Origin of the sequence: Myxococcus xanthus (assembly GCF_006402735.1) — a bacterium.
GTDB lineage: Bacteria > Myxococcota > Myxococcia > Myxococcales > Myxococcaceae > Myxococcus > Myxococcus xanthus_A.
Genome location: NZ_CP017174.1, coordinates 3401893 through 3419042 on the forward strand (window position 1 = coordinate 3401893; position 17150 = coordinate 3419042).

At 68.1% G+C, this 17150-nt stretch carries 10 protein-coding genes; 9 read left to right on the top strand and 1 reads right to left on the bottom strand.

What is annotated here, in order from left to right; genetic code table 11:
- Positions 1 to 2775 precede the first annotated feature (2775 nt).
- The gene (locus BHS09_RS39345) at positions 2776 to 3906 is read left to right on the top strand and encodes a general secretion pathway protein GspE (RefSeq protein WP_237080359.1); all 1131 of its coding nucleotides are present in this window, start codon (positions 2776 to 2778) and stop codon (positions 3904 to 3906) included.
- An 86-nt stretch (positions 3907 to 3992) separates the two neighbouring features.
- Here BHS09_RS39345 and BHS09_RS14395 read toward each other — a convergent pair whose 3' ends face one another.
- Positions 3993 to 6785: a vitamin B12-dependent ribonucleotide reductase gene (locus tag BHS09_RS14395; protein WP_140798158.1), complete on the bottom strand. Its 2793-nt coding sequence runs from the start codon at positions 6783 to 6785 to the stop codon at positions 3993 to 3995.
- 604 nt (positions 6786 to 7389) lie between these two features.
- Between BHS09_RS14395 and BHS09_RS14400 the strand changes: the two genes are divergently transcribed.
- From BHS09_RS14400 to BHS09_RS14435, 8 genes are all read left to right on the top strand, one after another.
- Positions 7390 to 7731 carry a (2Fe-2S) ferredoxin domain-containing protein gene (locus BHS09_RS14400; protein ID WP_140790542.1) on the top strand — a complete coding sequence of 114 codons (342 nt, stop codon included), beginning with the start codon at positions 7390 to 7392 and terminating at the stop codon, positions 7729 to 7731.
- A gap of 154 nt (positions 7732 to 7885) precedes the next feature.
- Positions 7886 to 9685: a glycosyl hydrolase family 18 protein gene (locus BHS09_RS14405; protein WP_140798159.1), complete on the top strand. Its 1800-nt coding sequence runs from the start codon at positions 7886 to 7888 to the stop codon at positions 9683 to 9685.
- A gap of 96 nt (positions 9686 to 9781) precedes the next feature.
- Entirely contained in the window at positions 9782 to 10981 is a 1200-nt protein-coding gene (locus tag BHS09_RS14410) for a hypothetical protein (protein ID WP_140798160.1), read from the top strand.
- Between the two features lie 143 nt (positions 10982 to 11124).
- Positions 11125 to 11619 carry a sigma-70 family RNA polymerase sigma factor gene (locus BHS09_RS14415; RefSeq protein ID WP_140800676.1) on the top strand — a complete coding sequence of 165 codons (495 nt, stop codon included), beginning with the start codon at positions 11125 to 11127 and terminating at the stop codon, positions 11617 to 11619.
- On the top strand, positions 11616 to 12488 hold the full coding sequence (locus BHS09_RS14420) for a tetratricopeptide repeat protein (protein ID WP_140798161.1): 873 nt from the start codon (positions 11616 to 11618) through the stop codon (positions 12486 to 12488). Before BHS09_RS14415 ends, BHS09_RS14420 begins: the two co-directional genes overlap by 4 nt.
- A complete protein-coding gene (locus BHS09_RS14425; RefSeq protein WP_140798162.1) occupies positions 12485 to 13717 on the top strand; it encodes a DUF7305 domain-containing protein in 1233 nt (410 codons plus the stop codon). Before BHS09_RS14420 ends, BHS09_RS14425 begins: the two co-directional genes overlap by 4 nt.
- A 206-nt stretch (positions 13718 to 13923) precedes the next feature.
- Entirely contained in the window at positions 13924 to 15204 is a 1281-nt protein-coding gene (locus tag BHS09_RS14430; protein ID WP_140798163.1) for a hypothetical protein, read from the top strand.
- A 349-nt stretch (positions 15205 to 15553) separates the two neighbouring features.
- The gene (locus BHS09_RS14435) at positions 15554 to 16837 is read left to right on the top strand and encodes a hypothetical protein (protein WP_237080361.1); all 1284 of its coding nucleotides are present in this window, start codon (positions 15554 to 15556) and stop codon (positions 16835 to 16837) included.
- Positions 16838 to 17150 lie beyond the last annotated feature (313 nt).

Genomic DNA, 17150 nt, shown 5'->3' on the forward strand with positions numbered 1-17150 from the left:
GGGGTGATGCCACCGGGAATGAAGGGCGCACCGCCTGCGACTGCGAACGGGGTGCCCCATGCCCCCGCGCCTCACGGGACGATGCCACCGGGAATGAAGGGCGCACCGCCTCCGTCCGTGCATGGGGCGCCCCATGCCCCCGTGCCTCACGGGGTGATGCCACCGGGAATGACGGGCACGCCGCCTCCGTCTGCGCACGGGCTGCCCAAGGCTCCCCTGGCTCACGGTGCATTGCCTACGGAGATGACTGCCGGGGCTCGGGCTGTCGCCGGGCCGGGGATGCCCCGTCCTCACTCGCCTCACGGACAGACGCCTCCGGGCACATTGCCCGTACCTCCGGCCGCCGGTAGCCCACCTGTGGCCCCCCTGCAGGGCGCACCCATGCAGGGCATGGAGCAGGGCCCGTTGAGTGGACCGCCCGCGCAGGTGTCCCCGACGCCGCCTTCGGGCGTGGTCGCTGCGCATCCAGCGGGCATTCCGTCGCAGCCCCCCATGGGGATGACGCCTCCAGGCGCAATGCCGCCTCCTGCGTCACTGGGGGATGCACGACCCGTGGAAGCGAACATGCCAGTCCCTGGCAATGCCGCTGCGGAAGCTCCTCGGACCGACGAGCCAGCCGAGACTTCTCCAGGGGAAGCGCACGCTGCCCCCTCCTCGGCCGCCGCGGATGGAACGGAACGTCCGTTCCACCTCGAGCAATCCCTGGGGGCTTCGGTGTCGAGCGGTGTTTCCTCGGCGCCGGACTTCGACTCAAGCCGGATGCCGGTTCCTCCCGGAATGTCGCCCGCGGTTCATCGCGGGCAGGGCGTCTCGCCTGCTCCCTTCGCGTCTGAAGGGCGAGAGTCCCCCCACGAGAGCGGCGCGGTGCCTCAACTGGTTGGCATCCCTGTTGAGGTGTCGGCTCAAGAGCACGTGCCGTCTGCCGTCGACGCGAGTGGGGCTCCTGCGCAGGCGTTGCCCACGGACTCTGACGTGGTGTTGGACGTGGATGCCGTTGCCGTCACGGCTTCCGACGTGGTGTCGGCGCCCCCTGTCGCGACCGAAGGTGCGTCGTCGGTGGACGTGGAGGTGGCTCCCGAGACGCCAGACCGCACGGATGTCACGGTCGTGGTTGAGCCGGTCATTGCCACGGACGCTGCAGTTGAGCCGCAGGAAGTCGACGAAGCCGCCATGGTGATGGCAGAGGGCGCCGGTGCGGCATCGGGTGGCGTCGCAAGCGAAGCCGTTGGCGTGACGGCAGCGGACGTCAGTGTGGAATCGGGTGGCGTCACAACCGAAGCCGCCGCGGTTTCGTCGGACACAGCAGTTGCTACGGACGCGGTCCTTGATGCCACTGCAGTCGGTGCCGTTGACTCAGCTGTGCTGGAAGCCGCAGATGGATCAGGTGCTCGGGCCGAGGAGCCGGCGGCCAGCCCCATTCACGACGAACCGAAAGCAGCTGTTGCGGCATCGGTAGCAGGTGCGGCTACCGCTGAGTCGGAAGCAGCCAGCGTTGCGAGTCCGGACATTGAGGCTGTAGCCGCATCCGCTGTGTTGGACGCGGCCAATGTTGCCACCTCAGGCGTCGATGACTCGGCGGTGGGTGCGGCTTCCTCCGCGCAGGATGTTGCTGGTGATGCGAATGCGGTCTTGGCCGTATCGGCGGCCGGTGCCGTTTCGGCACAGCCGGACGACTCCGTTGGGCCAGGTGCGAACGTTGATGCATCGGCCGCAAGCTTCGTTACTGCCCAGCCGAATGACTCCGACGTGGAAGGCACAGCGGTTCATTTGCCGGGCGTTGACGCACGTCCGGCCGCAGAAGCGGCGTCGACCGCCGAACTGGCGGATGCATCAACTCCAGGGCCGGAGGTTGGGACCTCACAGCACTCGGACGCTTCTCCTGTTGAGTCGCCGAACGCCGAGGCTGTGAGCACGGTGGTCTCGGCGTCCTCCGACGATGTCGCTGCGCCTGAGCTCATCGGTGGCGTCCCGCAGGGTGACAGCCTCACGGATGCACGCTCCAACGAAGTTGCGCTGACGGTTTCGGAGCGAGTGGCAACGCCGGATGGCACGGCGGCCACTGCCACCGTGGAAATCGGTGCTGTGCCTTCCTCCGTTGAATCGCCAAGTGGCGAGCGAATCGTCAGCGATCCGGAAGTGGCACAAGCCCTGGCTGCGAGCGCCTACGAAACGGCGCTTCCGTCGCCGGCCTCCAGCGCGGCTTCTCAGGACGCGGAGGTGCCAGCGCAAGCAGGACAACCAGCGCCCGTGGACAGTGTTGCGCACACGCAGTCTTCCGACACGTCTCAGTCCGTCACCGACCACGTGTCCGCGGATTCGATTCCCGAACCGGAAGGGACTGAGCAACCTCCCAGTGTGGAAGCGCTGCCGGAGGCCTCGCAGGCCCACTCCGGTCCAGCCCTCGCGGGAGAACCCGCGGAGGCCGTGTCGTTGCTGGCTTCCACGACTCCAGCCGAAGCACAGCGTCCAGCCGAGCCCATCATCGTGGCCGATGCCGTTGGCCATTCCACGGCTCAATCCGCTGCAACCGAAACGCTGGCGGGCACGGAGCCTTCCGAAACCGCACCGGCGAACTCGGAACTCACGAGCGATTCATCCTCACCGGCCACGCAGGAGCCGGTCGCGGTCAGCCCGTCTGCGGAGACGACTCTGACTGCCACCGTAGACGCCCCAACCGCCGTAACACCGAGCGATGCGCCTGACGGCTTCTCGGAGGCTGCTGCGGCAACCACAGAAACCGAGCCAACTCCGTCCATCGAGTCCGTTCCCGCCGCCATGCCATCCACGGGCGAACGGGCCGCGCTGCCCTTCGGCGAGGTGACGCAGCCATTCGGCCTCAAGTTGGACCTGGCGGCCATCGCCAGCGAGTCCGATCCGACGGCGGAGGATGCTTCAACAGGCAAGCACGCGGATACGCCAACGCAGGACACCCCGGCGCCGCGCAAGGCACGCGGCTTCGTCGTCGCGGAGCATGGCGAACTGCTCACCACCCCTGTTGCCCCCGCGGCCATCCTCGACGCCACGGAGCCTGCCGTGCATGGCGGCACTCCCGCGCCCTTCGTCGAGACACCCGAATTCACGACACCACCCGTCGCCCCCACGCCCCGGGTGCCCATTGAACTGGATGACCTGTCCGGCGCATCCGACGAGCCGATGCAGCTCGCCTCGACGTGGGAGTTCGTGGGCTGGCAGGGCGGCGATGACTCGGGCCCCATCGGCCACGTCCCGGAGACGACCTGGGCGGACCGCGGTGTGGACCTCGACGGCCCGGCCATATCGCCCGCGGCGACCGAAGTGCCTCTGGCCTCGGCGTGGGACTTTATCCAGCAGCCATGGCAGCCCACTGCGGCGGAGCCTTCGGAAGTCATCACCACGCTCCTGTCCGCGGCGGCCAGCGCGGCCACGGAAGTGCCCGTGGGTGGCCCTTCCGTGACGGCGGAGCACGTGTTGTCGGCGCTCGACGTGGTGAGCACCCAGGGCACGCTCGGCAGGGTGGTGTTGGCGTACTGCGCGGGCCGCTACCAGCGCGCCTTCCTCCTGGGCGAAAGCCTCGGCCTCGCGCGGGTGGGGCATGCATGGGGACCGGGCAGTGAAAGCGCGGCGGTCGCCGGACTCAAGGTCGACCTTGAAGCGCCGTCCCTGCTGCACACCGCGATGACGTCCGTGGGTGCCAGCGTCTTCGACGCACCGGCCTGTCCCCAGGACGAAGCCATCTTCGCCGCGCTGGGTGGCGAGGGCGCCTCGCACCTGGCCGTCATCGCCATCCGGAGCCGGGGCCAGGCAGTGGCGTTCATCGTCGCGGACCATGGCGCGGAGCCCATCGCCGCGCCCGCGCTCGATGAACTCACGCTTATCGCGCAGAGGGCCTCCGAGGTCTTCTCCCGTCTCCCCACCCGGAGCGCCTGAGCGCGAGCCGGAGGAGGGGAGATGAAAAAAGGCTCCGGAGCCAGGTGCTCCGGAGCCCTCTTCACTTCAAGAACGGCGCGTCGCGCTCAGCTGCAGCCGCTGGTCGCGCCGCAGTTGCCGCATTTGTAGCAGGCACCGCTGCGCACCATGATGGCGCCGCAGGTGTGGCACGGCGGAGCATCCGCCTGATTCAGCCAGGTGGACCGCTTCGAGGAGTTGGAGTCGGACCGCTGCACCGAAGCCGTCTGCGCGGGCAGGGCTTCCCGCTTCGGTTGCACGTCCACCCGGTCCAGCACCGCGTCCTCTTCCTCGCTCGGCAGGAACTTCAGCTCCAGCCAGCGGAAGATGTAGTCGGTGATGGACTTGGCGATGGGGATGTCCGGGTTGCCGGTGAAGCCGCTGGGCTCGAAGCGGGTGTGGCTGAGCTTGTCGACCAGCACCTTCATCGGCACGCCGTATTGGAGCGCCAGCGACACGCTGGTGGCGAAGCTGTCCATCAGCCCGCTCACCACCGAGCCTTCCTTCGCCATGACGATGAACAGCTCGCCCGGCAGGCCGTCCTCGTACATGCCCACCGTCAAGTAGCCCTCGTGGCCGCCGATGGAGAACTTGTGCGTGATGGAGCGGCGCTCGTCCGGCAGGCGCCGGCGGACCGCGCGGGGCTCCGGCTGGACGGCGGGGGCGGGCTCGGGGGCCACGGTGGATTTGGCGGCGCGCGTGTCCTTCACCGTCTCCTTCGACGTGTTCAGCGGCTGCGTCCGCTTGCACCCGTCGCGGTACACGGCGATGGCCTTGAGGCCGCGCTTCCACGCCTCCAGGTACGCCTTCTCGATGTCCTCCACCGTCGCGTCCGACGGCATGTTCACCGTCTTGGAGATGGCGCCGGAGAGGAACGGCTGGCAGGCCTCCATCATCTGGATGTGGCCCATCCAGTGGATGCTGCGCTCGCCCTGGGCCGGCTTGAAGGCGCAGTCGAACACCGGCAGGTGCTCGGGCTTCAGGTGCGGCGCGCCCTCGATGGTGTCCTGCTTGTCCAGGTAGCTGATGATGTCCTGGGACTGCGTCTGCGGGTAACCCAGCTTCTCCAGCGCCAGCGGCACCGTCTGGTTGACGATCTTCAGCATGCCGCCGCCCACCAGCTTCTTGTACTTGATGAGCGCGATGTCCGGCTCGATGCCGGTGGTGTCGCAGTCCATCATGAAGCCAATGGTCCCCGTGGGGGCCAGCACCGTCACCTGGCTGTTGCGGAAGCCGTGCTCCTCACCCAGCGCGAGCGCGCGGTCCCACGCGTCCTTCTGCGCGGCGAACAGGCCCTGGCTCACACCCTCCGGCGCGATGTGGTACGCGGCCTTGCGGTGCTTGCGGATGACGCCCAGCATCGGCTCCGCGTTCTTCGCGTAGCCAGCGAAGGGGCCCTGCTTCTCCGCCAGGCGGGCGCTCATCGCGTAGGCCTCGCCGCACATCAGCGAGGTAATCGCGCCGGCGTAGTTGCGGCCCGCGGGCGAGTCATACGGCAGGCCCGACGCCATCAACAGCGCGCCCAGGTTGGCGTAGCCCAGGCCCAGCGGCCGGTAGTCGTGGCTGTTCTTCTCGATGCGCTCGGTGGGGTAGCGGGAGTTGCCGACGATGATCTCCTGCGCCATCAGCAGGATGTCGACCGCGTGGCGGAACGCCGTCACGTCGAAGTCGCCGTCGATGGTGCGGAAGTGCATCAGGTTCAGGGACGCCAGGTTGCAGGCGGAGTCGTCCAGGAACATGTACTCCGAGCACGGATTGGACGCGTTGATGCGCGCCGTCGTCGAACACGTGTGCCAGCTGTTCACCGTGGTGTCGAACTGCATGCCCGGGTCGCCGCACAGGTGCGCGGCCTCGGAGATCTCCCGGAACAGCTCGCGCGCCTGGTAGGTGTCCAGCGGCTGGCCGTCGCGCACCGACCGCGTCGTCCAGGTGGCGTCATCCACCACCGCCTTCATGAACGCGTCGGTGACGCGCACCGAGTTGTTCGAGTTCTGGAAGAACACCGACGAGTACGCCTCGCCGTTGAAGGACGGGTCGTAGCCAGCCTCGATGAGCGCCCAGGCCTTCTTCTCCTCGGTCGACTTGCAGCGGATGAACTCGAGGATGTCCGGATGCTCGGCGTTGAGGATGACCATCTTCGCCGCGCGGCGCGTCTTGCCGCCGCTCTTGATGACACCGGCGAAGGCGTCGAAGCCGCGCATGAAGGACACCGGGCCGGACGCGGTGCCGCCGCCCGCCAGCAGCTCCTTGCTGCCGCGGATGGTGGACAGGTTGCTGCCCGTGCCGCTGCCGTACTTGAAGAGCATGCCCTCCGTGCGCGCCAGCGTGAGGATGGAGTCCATGTTGTCCTCCACGCTGTTGATGAAACACGCGGAGCACTGGGGCTGCGCCTCCACGCCGACGTTGAACCAGACGGGCGAGTTGAAGGACGCCTTCTGGCGCAGCAGCAGGTGCGTCAGCTCCGCGTGGAAGGCCTCGCGGTCCGCGTCCCGCGTGAAGTAGCCACCCTCCACACCCCAGCGGGTGAGGGTGTCCACCACACGCGCCACCAGCTTGCGCACGCTCGTCTCACGCTCCGGCGTGCCCGGCGTGCCGCGGAAGTACTTCGACGCCACGACGTTCGTCGCCAGCATCGACCAGGACTTCGGAACCTCGATGTTCTTCTGCTCGAAGACGGCCTTGCCATCCTCGCCGGTGATGCTGGCGCTGCGGTATTCCCACGCCAGCTCATCCGCGGGATCCACGCCCGGTGTCGTGAAGAAGCGCTCCACCGTCAAGCCCGTCGCCGCCACGCGCGCCTTGCGCCCGCCGCGCCGCTCCTTCCCGTTCACCGTGGACTTCGAGCTCAGCTCTTTATCCATGTCGCCACCCTCCGCGAGTTCACTGTGAGTTCTGATGCAAAATTTGCAAAACGCTAACGTCGCGAGATCCCGATGGTTCCGATGGATCAGCCCGACGCGAAACGCGGGTGACCTCGGAGCGGATTCGCGACGACGAAGCAGGGGCGCGCCCGGCCCCTCGGCTGTTCTTGGGAGATGCCCGCCAGACTGCCGGACGAGGCCATGGATAGACGCCTGTAGCACCTCCGTCAAAGATTCTATCGATACAACAAATGGTATCCGTCAATGTCATGCCCACCACGGATTGTGTACAGCCGTGAAGTGGGCGCCCGGTGTCTGCCTGCCTGCCCTGCTGCTACTGCGTTCAGCGAGGGAGCCCGATCTAGAGGGCCGCGCCTGCCCTGGCAACACATGCTTTGCAGTGCCTGAGTCCAGATGGCGAGCCATGTATTGTCACTTCGAGCCAAGCGAGCGTGATCACTGGGAGACGTTTGCTGTGAGTCTGTGCACGACTCGGGTGGGTGCAACCGTGCTGATCCGCCAGGCGTGGTGGATCAGCCCCGTTGGCGGTCCGTTGGTGAACGAGGCCGTCGATTTTGGCCCGGACGCGCGTTAGGAGGCGGACATGGCTCCTCCCTACCAGCGCCACGTCTTCGTCTGTACCAACCGCCGCCCGGACGGAAATCCCAAGGGGTGTTGCGCCTCCAAAGGAGCGGAGGAGGTTCGCGCCGCCTTCAAGGCGGAGCTCGACAAGCGGGGCCTCAAGGGACACATGCGAGCCAACGCGGCGGGATGCCTGGACACGTGCAGCTTCGGTGTCGCCGTCGTCGTCTACCCGGAAGGCACCTGGTATGGCGGCGTCCAGGTGGAGGACGTGAAGGACATCGTCGAGCAGCACCTGATGGAAGGCCGCCCCGTGGAGCGGCTGCTGATGCCCTTCTCCCGCAAGGCCGTCACTCCGGGCTAAGCGCGCTTCTCTGTATTAACCCGAAAAAGTCGACGCCTGCCTCTGTCTGCGTGAACCCGCAGACGAGCCGCGCGGAACCCTTGTCGAGAAGTCCGGTGCAGGCCTGCACCGGGCTTGGGCTCGGCGTGTGTCCAGCGCGGCGAGGAGCACATGCATGCGTCGCAGTTGGTGGGCCTCTGGCCTGATCGCCACCGCCTTGTCCGTGGCTGGCTGTGATTCCGAAGTGCCGTCGTCTCACGTCCGGGACCTGATGGCGTTCCAGGATGCGGCTCTGGCTGCGGAGTGGTCCGTGGGTGTCGCGTACTCCGTGGGGACGCGCGTCACCTATCAGGGGCGCCTCTATGAATGCCGGCAGCCGCACACGTCCCAGGCGGATTGGACGCCGGTGGCGGTGGCGGCGCTGTGGTTGGACCTGGGGCCCGCGGGTGGTGGTGAGCCGGATGCGGGCAGCGGCGGGACGGACGCGGGCACGGGCGGGGACGTCACCGCGCCCACCGTGGGCTTGAGTGCCAGCACCTCGCGCATCACCGCCGCGGGCTCGCTGAGCCTGACGGCCACGGCGACGGATGACGTGGGCGTGACGCGGGTGGAGATCCTGGAGAACGGCGCCGTCGTCGCCACTGGCTCGCAGTTCAGCCGGGCCTTCAGCGGCTGGGAACAGAACGGCACGTATGTCTACGCGGTGCGCGCCCATGACGCCGCGGGCAACGTGGGGACCACCACGCTCACCGTCGTCGTGGACATTCCGGGCGGGCCGCCGCCGGGAGGAAAGCGCATCGTCGGTTACTTCACCGCGTGGGGCATCTACGCGCGCAACTACCACGTGTCCAACGTGCAGCCGTCCAAGCTCACGCACATCAACTACGCGTTCTCCAACATCTCCGGGGACGGACGCTGCATCCTCGGCGACCCGTTCGCGGACATCGACAAGGGCGGCGGCTGGCAGGGTGAGTGGGATCCCGGCCAGCTGCGCGGCAACTTCCGCGCGTTCAAGGAGATGAAGCGGCAGAACCCGCACCTGAAGCTGCTCATCTCCGTGGGTGGCTGGTCCTGGTCCACGCACTTCTCCACCGTGGCGTCCTCGCCAGCCTCGCGCGCGGCCTTCGTGAAGTCCTGCGTGGACCTCTACATCCGCGGCCAGTACCCCGGCGTGGACCCCGTCAACGGCGAGGGCGTGTTCGACGGCATTGACATCGACTGGGAGTACCCCGTCGGTGGCGGCCTGCCGGGCAACAGCAACAGCCCCGCGGACAAGCAGAACTACACGCTGCTGATGCAGGCGTTCCGCAGCCAGCTCAACGCCGTCACCACGCAGACGGGCAAGCCGTACCTGCTCACCATCGCCACGGGCGCCTCGCCGGACCTGCTGGAGAACAAGCAGGAGACGAAGAAGCTGTCCGACGTGCTCGATTGGATCAACGTGATGTCCTACGACTACCACGGTGCCTTCGAGAGCACGGTGAACTTCCACTCGGCGCTCAATCGCGTCACGGGTGACCCGGGCGCGGCCACGGGCTTCTACACGGATGGCTCGGTGTCGAAGATGCTGGCGCTGGGCGTGCCGCCCGCGAAGATTGTCGTCGGCGTGCCCTTCTACGGCCGGGGCTGGGGCAGTGTGCCCAACGTGAACAACGGCCTGTTCCAGAGCGGCGTGCCCACGCGCGGCACGTGGGATGACGGCTCGTCGGGCCTGACGGGCGTGTTCGACTTCAAGGACATCAAAGCCAACTACGAGCGCGCCGGTTCCGGTTACACGAAGTTCTTCCACCCGGAGGCGAAGCAGGCCTACGTCTACAACCCTGCCACGGGTATCTGGATTGGGTATGACGACGTGCAGAGCATGAACGCCAAGGCGGACTACATCCTGAACAAGAACCTGGGCGGCGCGATGTTCTGGGAGTTGAGCGGTGATGACGGCTCGCTGCTCGATGCGCTGGCACGGAAGCTGCGCTGACCCGGGCTGAAAATCAGACAGGCATTGTGAGCGTGTCGTGAAGCCATACGCCGAGGGACTTCTGTTCCCCGGCGTCATGGCGTTAGGGTTTGCCGCATGTCCTTCGCGGCCGCCGTCCTGCTGGTGGCGCTCTCCAGCTCTTCCGTGGCCGCCGAGCCGTGGACCGCCGTCGTCCGGGTGGCGTCCGACGAGGACACCGCCTTGCTCGTGCGAGTGCGGGGGCAGAGCAGCGACCTGCCCATGCGGCTCGAAGTCTCGTCCGGAGCGCCGCTCGAGGGATTTCGCGAGGGCCCATGGCTCGCGGCGGAACGGCTGGCCGGGCACCACCAGGCCCGCGCTGTCCTCTGGTTCGTGCGAGAGGGCAGCGACGTTCGCGTCCAGGTGGCCGAGTTCGACAGCCGGCGTCTGTTCTCCCGGGCCGCGCGGCTGGGGCAATCACCAGGCTCGCTGGAATGGTCCACGGGGGCGGAGGCGCTGGCGCTGGCCGCTCGCTCCGCACTGCGCGCGGTGGAGGCCGGTGCGCCGCTCGGTGATGTGGTGGAGGTGGCGCCGCCGCGTCATGCATCGAACGAAGAGGGGACTGAAACCGGGGTGGGCCGGCGCATCGGGGAGGCAGCCTCCGGTGATGAGGCCGCGCCGAGGACGCCCACGTCCCCGTCCCCGGAAGAAGCCATTGCACTCGCGGAGGATGGGGCCTTGGCTTCTGCTCGGGAATGCGTGGCGTCACCTCGTGAGGGCCTGGGGCTGGCTTCGGCCGAGGAGAACCCAGCGCGCCAGATGTGGCTCGCGTTGGGGGGCCATGCCGCGCTGGATGGGTACACGCGCAGGGGCCACCAGGGGTTGGTGGTGGGTGTTGGATTGCAGCCGGGCCGTTGGCGGCTGCGAGCGCAAGTCCTGGCCAGTGTTCCGACCCGGCTTCGCGATGCCCGCACGGAGTTGACGTTGGGGCAGCACGCGGCGTCGGTGTGGGCGGGGCTTCCCTGGGCGGCGGCGGAACGACTGGATGTGGAGGCGGGATTCGGCGCGGGGGCGGTGGTCTTCACCCGCCGGACGCAAGCGCTGACGGAGGATGTGGAGGCGGCGCCTCCGGGCACGATGCTGGCCCTGCTCATGGGGCCCGAGCTCCGCACCCGGTGGCGGATGGGGGCGCGTGTCGGCCTGGAGACGAGTCTGGCCGCGGAGGTCCTGCTGGGCCGGCCCGAGCTTCGCTACGCCATCGATGGAAACTTCGTGTCTCGTGGTGCGGGTTGGGCCGTCCGCCCACGGCTGGGCCTGGCGATGGTGGTTTTTCTTTGAGCGCGGATGACCCGAATGGCCCGGTGCCGTCCTCCATGGCGGCAATGAGGAGCTCGGGCTCACACGCAGCGGACCCACGTCGTGCGGCGGAAGACCCTCGCATCCAAGCGGCCATCCAGGGCGAGCGCGAGGCAACCGGGGCGTTGTTGATGGAGCTGCTCCCCCGGGTCCGCAACCTCGTGCGCTACCTGGTGCGCGGGGATGTGGACGTGGAGGACATCGCCCAGGAGGCGCTCATCGCCCTGGTGCGAGGACTGCCGTCATACCGCGCCGAAGGCCGCTTCCAGTCCTGGGCGGACCGGGTGGTGGCTCGGACGGCGTTCGCATGGCTGAAGCGCTCCCGCGGCCGGGATGCCCAGCACGCGGATGCGCCGGTGGAACTGGTCGCGGTTCCCTCCGAGGATGCGCTGCCGGACGAGTATGTTCATCGCCGGCACATGGTGACACTCCTGGATCGGCTTTCGACTGAGCAGCGGCATGCACTGGTGTTGCATCACGTGCTGGAGTTGAGCGTGCCGGAGATTTCGACGGAGCTGGGCATTCCCTTCGAGACGGTGCGCAGCCGGCTCCGCTTGGGGCGGACGGCGCTGCGCTCGCTGGCGTCCGCGGAGGGTGACGGGGGGGAGGATCGGGGATGAGTGACTTCAGGGAAGAGGGGGATGACGCCCTGAACGCGCTGGTCCTGCCGTTGGACGAAGGCGCGGGGCCGGCCCGACGCATCTCCCGGGAACGGTCGGCGCAGATGGTGCTGGCCGCGCTGGAGGCGGGTGCGTTGGTGTCACAGCCCACGCCCCGGCCACGCGGCAAGCGGCCTCCCGTGTGGTTGATGACAGGCGCGCTCCTCGTGGCGGGCGCCGCGGCAGCCGCGGTCTGGAGCTTCACGCGCTCAAGCCGGGCGTCGACGTCGCAGGTTGAAGAGGCTGTACTCACGATCCCCCCGCGGTTGGGCACGGCGTCACAACGGAGCGACACCGAAGCGGTGGACGCGGCACCCTCTCGGTTGGATGCCGTGTCAGAAGTGGCTCCGCCCGTTACGCCAGCGGTGCCTGCCGCGTTCATCGCTGAAGCCGAGGGAGCGTCCGAGCCGGCGCGTCCGCGAGCGCCACCGGCCACCGTGAAGTCGGCTGCGCCGGAAGACCTCTTGCTCAAGGCCAACGGACTTCGTTCCGATGGGCGGTGGAAGGAGGCCGAGGCGCTCTACTTGCGCGTCATCCGCGCCGAGCCCTCGTCGCTCGCATCATATGTCGCGCGCGTCGCCTCGGGCTCGCTTCGACTGGAGCACCTGGGGGACGCGCGAGGCGCCCTGCGTCAGTTCAAGGCGGCGCTTCGCATCCAGCCACGCGGTGTGCTCGACCAGGAAGCGCAGCACGGCATTGCCGAAGCGCACCGTGTTCTCGGTAACCGGGACGCGGAGCGCAGCGCGCTGGAGTCGTTCCTCTCCACCCATCCGGATTCGCCGCTCGTGCCGTCGGCTCGCGCGCGCGTTCGGGAACTCACCGCGCCATGAACAGGCGATGGACGTTGGCGGTGCTACTGGCTGCGTCGATGGGAAGCTGCACCCGGGGAGACCTGGTGGCCACCGTCCAGTCGCCGGACGCAGGACACGTGGGCTCCTCGGCGGATGCCGGTGGGCCCGATGGAGGTGAGCCGTCTGATGACTGGGAGGCGTACTGCGCGGGGCGCGGGCCTCCCATCGTCGTGGGCGATGCCTACACCGATTCTCAGGTGTGCAGCGGACGTCTGGCGGAACGAACCTTCCGTCACGCTCTGTGCACCTGCGAGGGGCTCGCCCTGGGCGCGTCCTTCGAAACGGATGCCTTTCACGGCACCACGGGGACCTATCAGCCAGGAGGCGCGGGGGGCGACGTCGGGGTGAATGGTGCGCTGTCGGCCAATGACGCGGTGTCGGTGGGAGGCTCGCTGAGTATTGGAGGCGCGGGAGGCGCCCAGCTCGGGCAGACGTTCCGCGTAGGCGATGCGTTGCACTGCGGTGGCCCGCTCACCGGCAACCCTGTCTCAGCGACCGTAGTGGGGGATGCCCGCGTACGCGGTGACGTCGCGTTGCCCGCCTTCGGCGTCGGCGGCGTGCTCACGGTTCCAGCGGGCCACGTACTGGGGCCGGTGGACGCGGCCGAGGTCCGCCGCGAGCCCGTGGACCCCGTCATCCCCTGTTCGTGTGATGCGGCGTCCCAGGTGGATGTCTCCGGGCTCATCGCCCGGCACGTGCTCGACAATGACAACGCGGCCATCGGCCTCGGCGCCACGGCGATGGAGGACATCGAAGGCGAACGCGCGCTGGAGCTGCCGTGTGGCCGCTTCCACCTGACGCGCATCACCGGGTCCGGCCGCGCCACGATCACGATTCGCGCACGCACGGCGCTCTTCATCGAGGACGTCGTCGACCTGGGCGAAGGACTGTCGGTGGACGTCCATGCGCCTGGAGAGCTGGACCTGTTCCTCGGGGGCGCTGTCGCGGTGGCGGGACCGCTCACGTTGGGGTCCACCGCCACGCCATCTCGCGTGCGAGTGTACGTCGCGGGCTCGAACGTGCTGGCGCTGTCCGCGGGCAGCACCCTCGCGGGCAATCTCTATGCGCCCCGTGCCGCACTCAGCCTGAGCGGTGGCGCGGAGGTCTTCGGCTCCGTGTTCGTCCGTCAAGTCGAGGCTTCCGGACCGCTCCGACTGCACTACGACGCAGACATCCGCGATGCGGGCGCCGAGTGCACGGGCGATTGAGGTGCACGCCACCGGCCCTGCGTATCCGTGCCAAGCCTCCGTCGTTCGTTCGAAGGCACTGAGCCCCGGCGTCCGGCATCGCGCGCAGGGGCGGTGGCTCGATGCTCCTGTCCACCGCCCTATCCGGGCTGCTCCCCGCGGGTGGCTGGTGACGCGTGTGTAGGTCCCCAGCTTTGCGCCGCTGTTCTTGAAGGGGGAGGCTGCACATGAAGCGGGAAGTGAAGGCCGGCATTGCCGGGCTGTTGTTCGGGTCCATGCTGGTCGGCTGTGGGGTGGCGCCGGAACAAGGAGAACTGGGCGGCGTGGAGGACGTGACGGCGGGGGCGTCAGCGAGCGCCGAGACCGGGCTCGACGCACACCGCGGCTCCTCCACGCCAGTCGCAGTGGCTCGATATGGGCACGCGGTCGCGTACGGCGACGGCAAGTACTTCGCGGTCTGGGCCGACGTGCGGACCGGCGGCATCTACGGCACCCGGGTGAAGCCAGACGGCACCGTGCTCGACCCGGGGGGCATCCGCATCAACTTCGGCGAAGAGATTGGGAAACGACCGGCCATCGCCTTCAACGGGACGCACTTCTTCGTGGTTTGGGGCACCATCAACGGAGTGGACGGTGTTCGCGTGAAGCCGGACGGTACCGTGGTGGGGCCGATGTTTCGAGCAGTCCAGTCGGACGAAGTCTTTGATCCAGCGCGAGTCGCCTGTTCCCCGAAAATCTGCCTTGTGACGTACACCGTCGCCGGTGACGACTCCTCGACCATCTACTTCACCCGGGTGTCCAAGGACGGAGTCATCCTCTCAACGGCCGACCGGACGCTCAGCGCCTCCAACACTTTCGCGGATGACGCGTCGTCGACTTGGAACAACAGCAAGAAGGAATTCCTGGCCGTCTGGTCCGTCGAGCAGGGTGATGGCCCGGAGAACGCCGATATCTACGGCAACAGGGTGAAGGAGGACGGCACCATCCTTGATGGCAGCGGCTTCCCCATCTCCGCGGCGGAGGGCGCCCAGACGACACCTGACGTGGTGTGGACGGGCAAGAGCTACCAGGTGGTCTGGTCCGATGACCGGAATGGGAACCCGGACATCTACGGTGCGCGTGTGAGCAAGACAGGCACGGTGAAGGACCCGGACGGCATCCCCATCTCCACCGAGGTGGGCGCGCAGACCGCCCCGCGCATCGCCCACCACAATAGCAAGTCCCTGGTCGTCTGGGATGACACTCGCTACGGCCCGCACAGCATCTGGGGCGCGCGGTGGGGAGAGGACGGAGACGTGTGGGACGGTTCCGGTTTCCCCATCTCCAGCGCGGGTCTGGCCCAGCAGTACCTGCCGGACGTCGCCTTCGGGGCCGACAAGTTCTTCACCATCTACGCCGCCCAGGAGACCTATTCACCCGGTGTTCCGCACTACATCGTGGGTACGCGCGTGACGCATCAGGCGCAGGTGAAGGACGTGCCCGCCGTGCCGCTCACGCGCCGGCGCTGAGCCGTTGAGGGAGAGGGCCTCGCCGCGTGCGAGGCGGCGTTCCCCAGAGGCAAGGGCCGGCGCATGCACGCCTGCCTGGGCCCTGCGCGCGGGCTCAGTGGTTCATGCCGAGCTCGCGGTTCTCCAACGACAACTGAGACGCACGCCACTGGCCCTGCGTATCCGTGCCAAGCCGCCGTCGTTTGTTCGAAGGCTCTGAGCCCCGGAGTCCGGCGTCGCGCATGCGGCGCAGGGGCGTCGGCTCGATGCGCCTGTCCACCGCCCTATCCGGGCTGCTCCCCGCGGGTGGCTGGTGACGCGTGTGTAGGTCCCCAGCTTTGCGCCGCTGTTCTTCAAGGGGAGGTCGTACATGAACCGGGAAGTGAAGGCCGGCATTGCCGGGCTGTTGTTCGGGTCCATGCTGGCCGGCTGCGGGGTGGCGCCGGAACAGGAATGGCAGGGCGGAGTGGAGGACGCGACGGCGGAGGCGGAGGCGCTAATGAGCGTCGAGACCGGGCCCGAGGAACACCGGAGCCGCGCCAGGCCCGCTGCGCTGGCGAAGTTCGGGCCGGCGGTCGCGTACGGCGACGGCAAGTACTTCACGGTCTGGACCGACGTGCGGATCGGCGGCATTTACGGCACCCGGGTGAAGCCGGACGGCACCGTGCTCGACAAGGAGGGCATCCGCATCAACATCGGAGACGTCGAAGGATTCCGGCCCGGCATCGCCTTCAACGGGACGCACTTCTTCGTCGTCTGGGAGAGCGTGGATGGTATCGACGCTGTGCGCGTGAAGCCGGACGGCACCGTGGTGGGCCCGGTGTTCAACGTCAAGCAGTCGGGCGAAACCGTCGGCCCGGCGCGAGTCGCCTGCTCCCCGAAAATCTGCCTGGTGACGTACACCGTCTCCGGTGACTTCTCGAACATCTTCTTCACGCGGGTGACGAAGGATGGCGTCGTCCTCGATACGGGAGACGAGTCGCTCAGCGCCTCCGACACCTTCGCGAATGACGCGTCGCCGACCTGGAACAACAAGACGAAGGAGTTCCTGGTCGTCTGGTCCGACGAGCATGGGGAGGGCCCGGAGAACGCGGACATCTACGGCAACAGGGTGAAGGAGGACGGCACCATCCTGGACGGCGACGGCTTCCCCATCTCCCAGGCGGAGGGCGCCCAGACGACGCCTGACGTGGAGTGGACGCACAAGAACTACCAGGTGGTCTGGACCGATGAACGGAATGGGAACCCGGACATCTTCGGCGCGCGCGTGAGCAAGACGGGCATGGTGAAGGACCCCGAAGGCATCCCCATCTCCACCGCAGAGGGCGCGCAGGCCGAACCGCGTCTTGCCCACCACAACGACAAGTCCCTGGTCGTCTGGGACGACACGCGCGACGGACCGCACCGCGTCTGGGGGGCGCGGTGGGGCGAGGACGGGGACGTGCGGGACCCCTCGGGCTTCCCTATCTCCACCGGAGACCAGCCACAGGAGTACCTGCCGGATGTCGCCTACGGGGGCGGCAAGTTCTTCGTTGTCTATTCGGGCCAGGAGACCTTCGAGCCCCTCGAACCGCACTTCATCCTGGGCACGCGGGTGACGCATCAGGCGGAGGTGAAGGACGTGCCCGCCCTGACGCTCACGCGCCAGCGCTGAGTCGTTGAAGGAGAGGCCGCTCCGCTGGCCGGCAACCACGCAGACCGCTGATTTTGGTCCGCGTGCGAGGCGACTCGCCTCAGCGACCTGGGCCGGCGCATCCACGCCGGCCTCGGCGGCGCGCTCAGTGGTTCAGGCCGAGCTCGCGGTTCTCCAGCGACGTCAGCCGCGCGGAGTCGTACACGCTCCGGAGGGCGGAGTTGGAGATGGCCTCCCCGAAGAGCATTGGGTCGATGTCAGGCCCGTGCCTGGCGCGTAGTGCAGCGTCGACCTGGGCGAAGGGCTGTTGGTAGACGTCCGTGCGCCCCGTGCC

Excerpts from the sequence above, each read along its gene's own strand:
- BHS09_RS14405 (WP_140798159.1), top strand. The coding sequence starts at position 7,886 with ATGCGTCGCAGTTGGTGGGCCTCTGGCCTGATCGCCACCGCCTTGTCC.
- BHS09_RS14395 (WP_140798158.1), bottom strand. The coding sequence starts at position 6,785 with ATGGATAAAGAGCTGAGCTCGAAGTCCACGGTGAACGGGAAGGAGCGG.
- BHS09_RS14420 (WP_140798161.1), top strand. The coding sequence starts at position 11,616 with ATGAGTGACTTCAGGGAAGAGGGGGATGACGCCCTGAACGCGCTGGTC.
- BHS09_RS14435 (WP_237080361.1), top strand. The coding sequence starts at position 15,554 with ATGAACCGGGAAGTGAAGGCCGGCATTGCCGGGCTGTTGTTCGGGTCC.
- BHS09_RS39345 (WP_237080359.1), top strand. The coding sequence starts at position 2,776 with ATGCCATCCACGGGCGAACGGGCCGCGCTGCCCTTCGGCGAGGTGACG.
- BHS09_RS14430 (WP_140798163.1), top strand. The coding sequence starts at position 13,924 with ATGAAGCGGGAAGTGAAGGCCGGCATTGCCGGGCTGTTGTTCGGGTCC.
- BHS09_RS14425 (WP_140798162.1), top strand. The coding sequence starts at position 12,485 with ATGAACAGGCGATGGACGTTGGCGGTGCTACTGGCTGCGTCGATGGGA.
- BHS09_RS14400 (WP_140790542.1), top strand. The coding sequence starts at position 7,390 with ATGGCTCCTCCCTACCAGCGCCACGTCTTCGTCTGTACCAACCGCCGC.
- BHS09_RS14410 (WP_140798160.1), top strand. The coding sequence starts at position 9,782 with ATGTCCTTCGCGGCCGCCGTCCTGCTGGTGGCGCTCTCCAGCTCTTCC.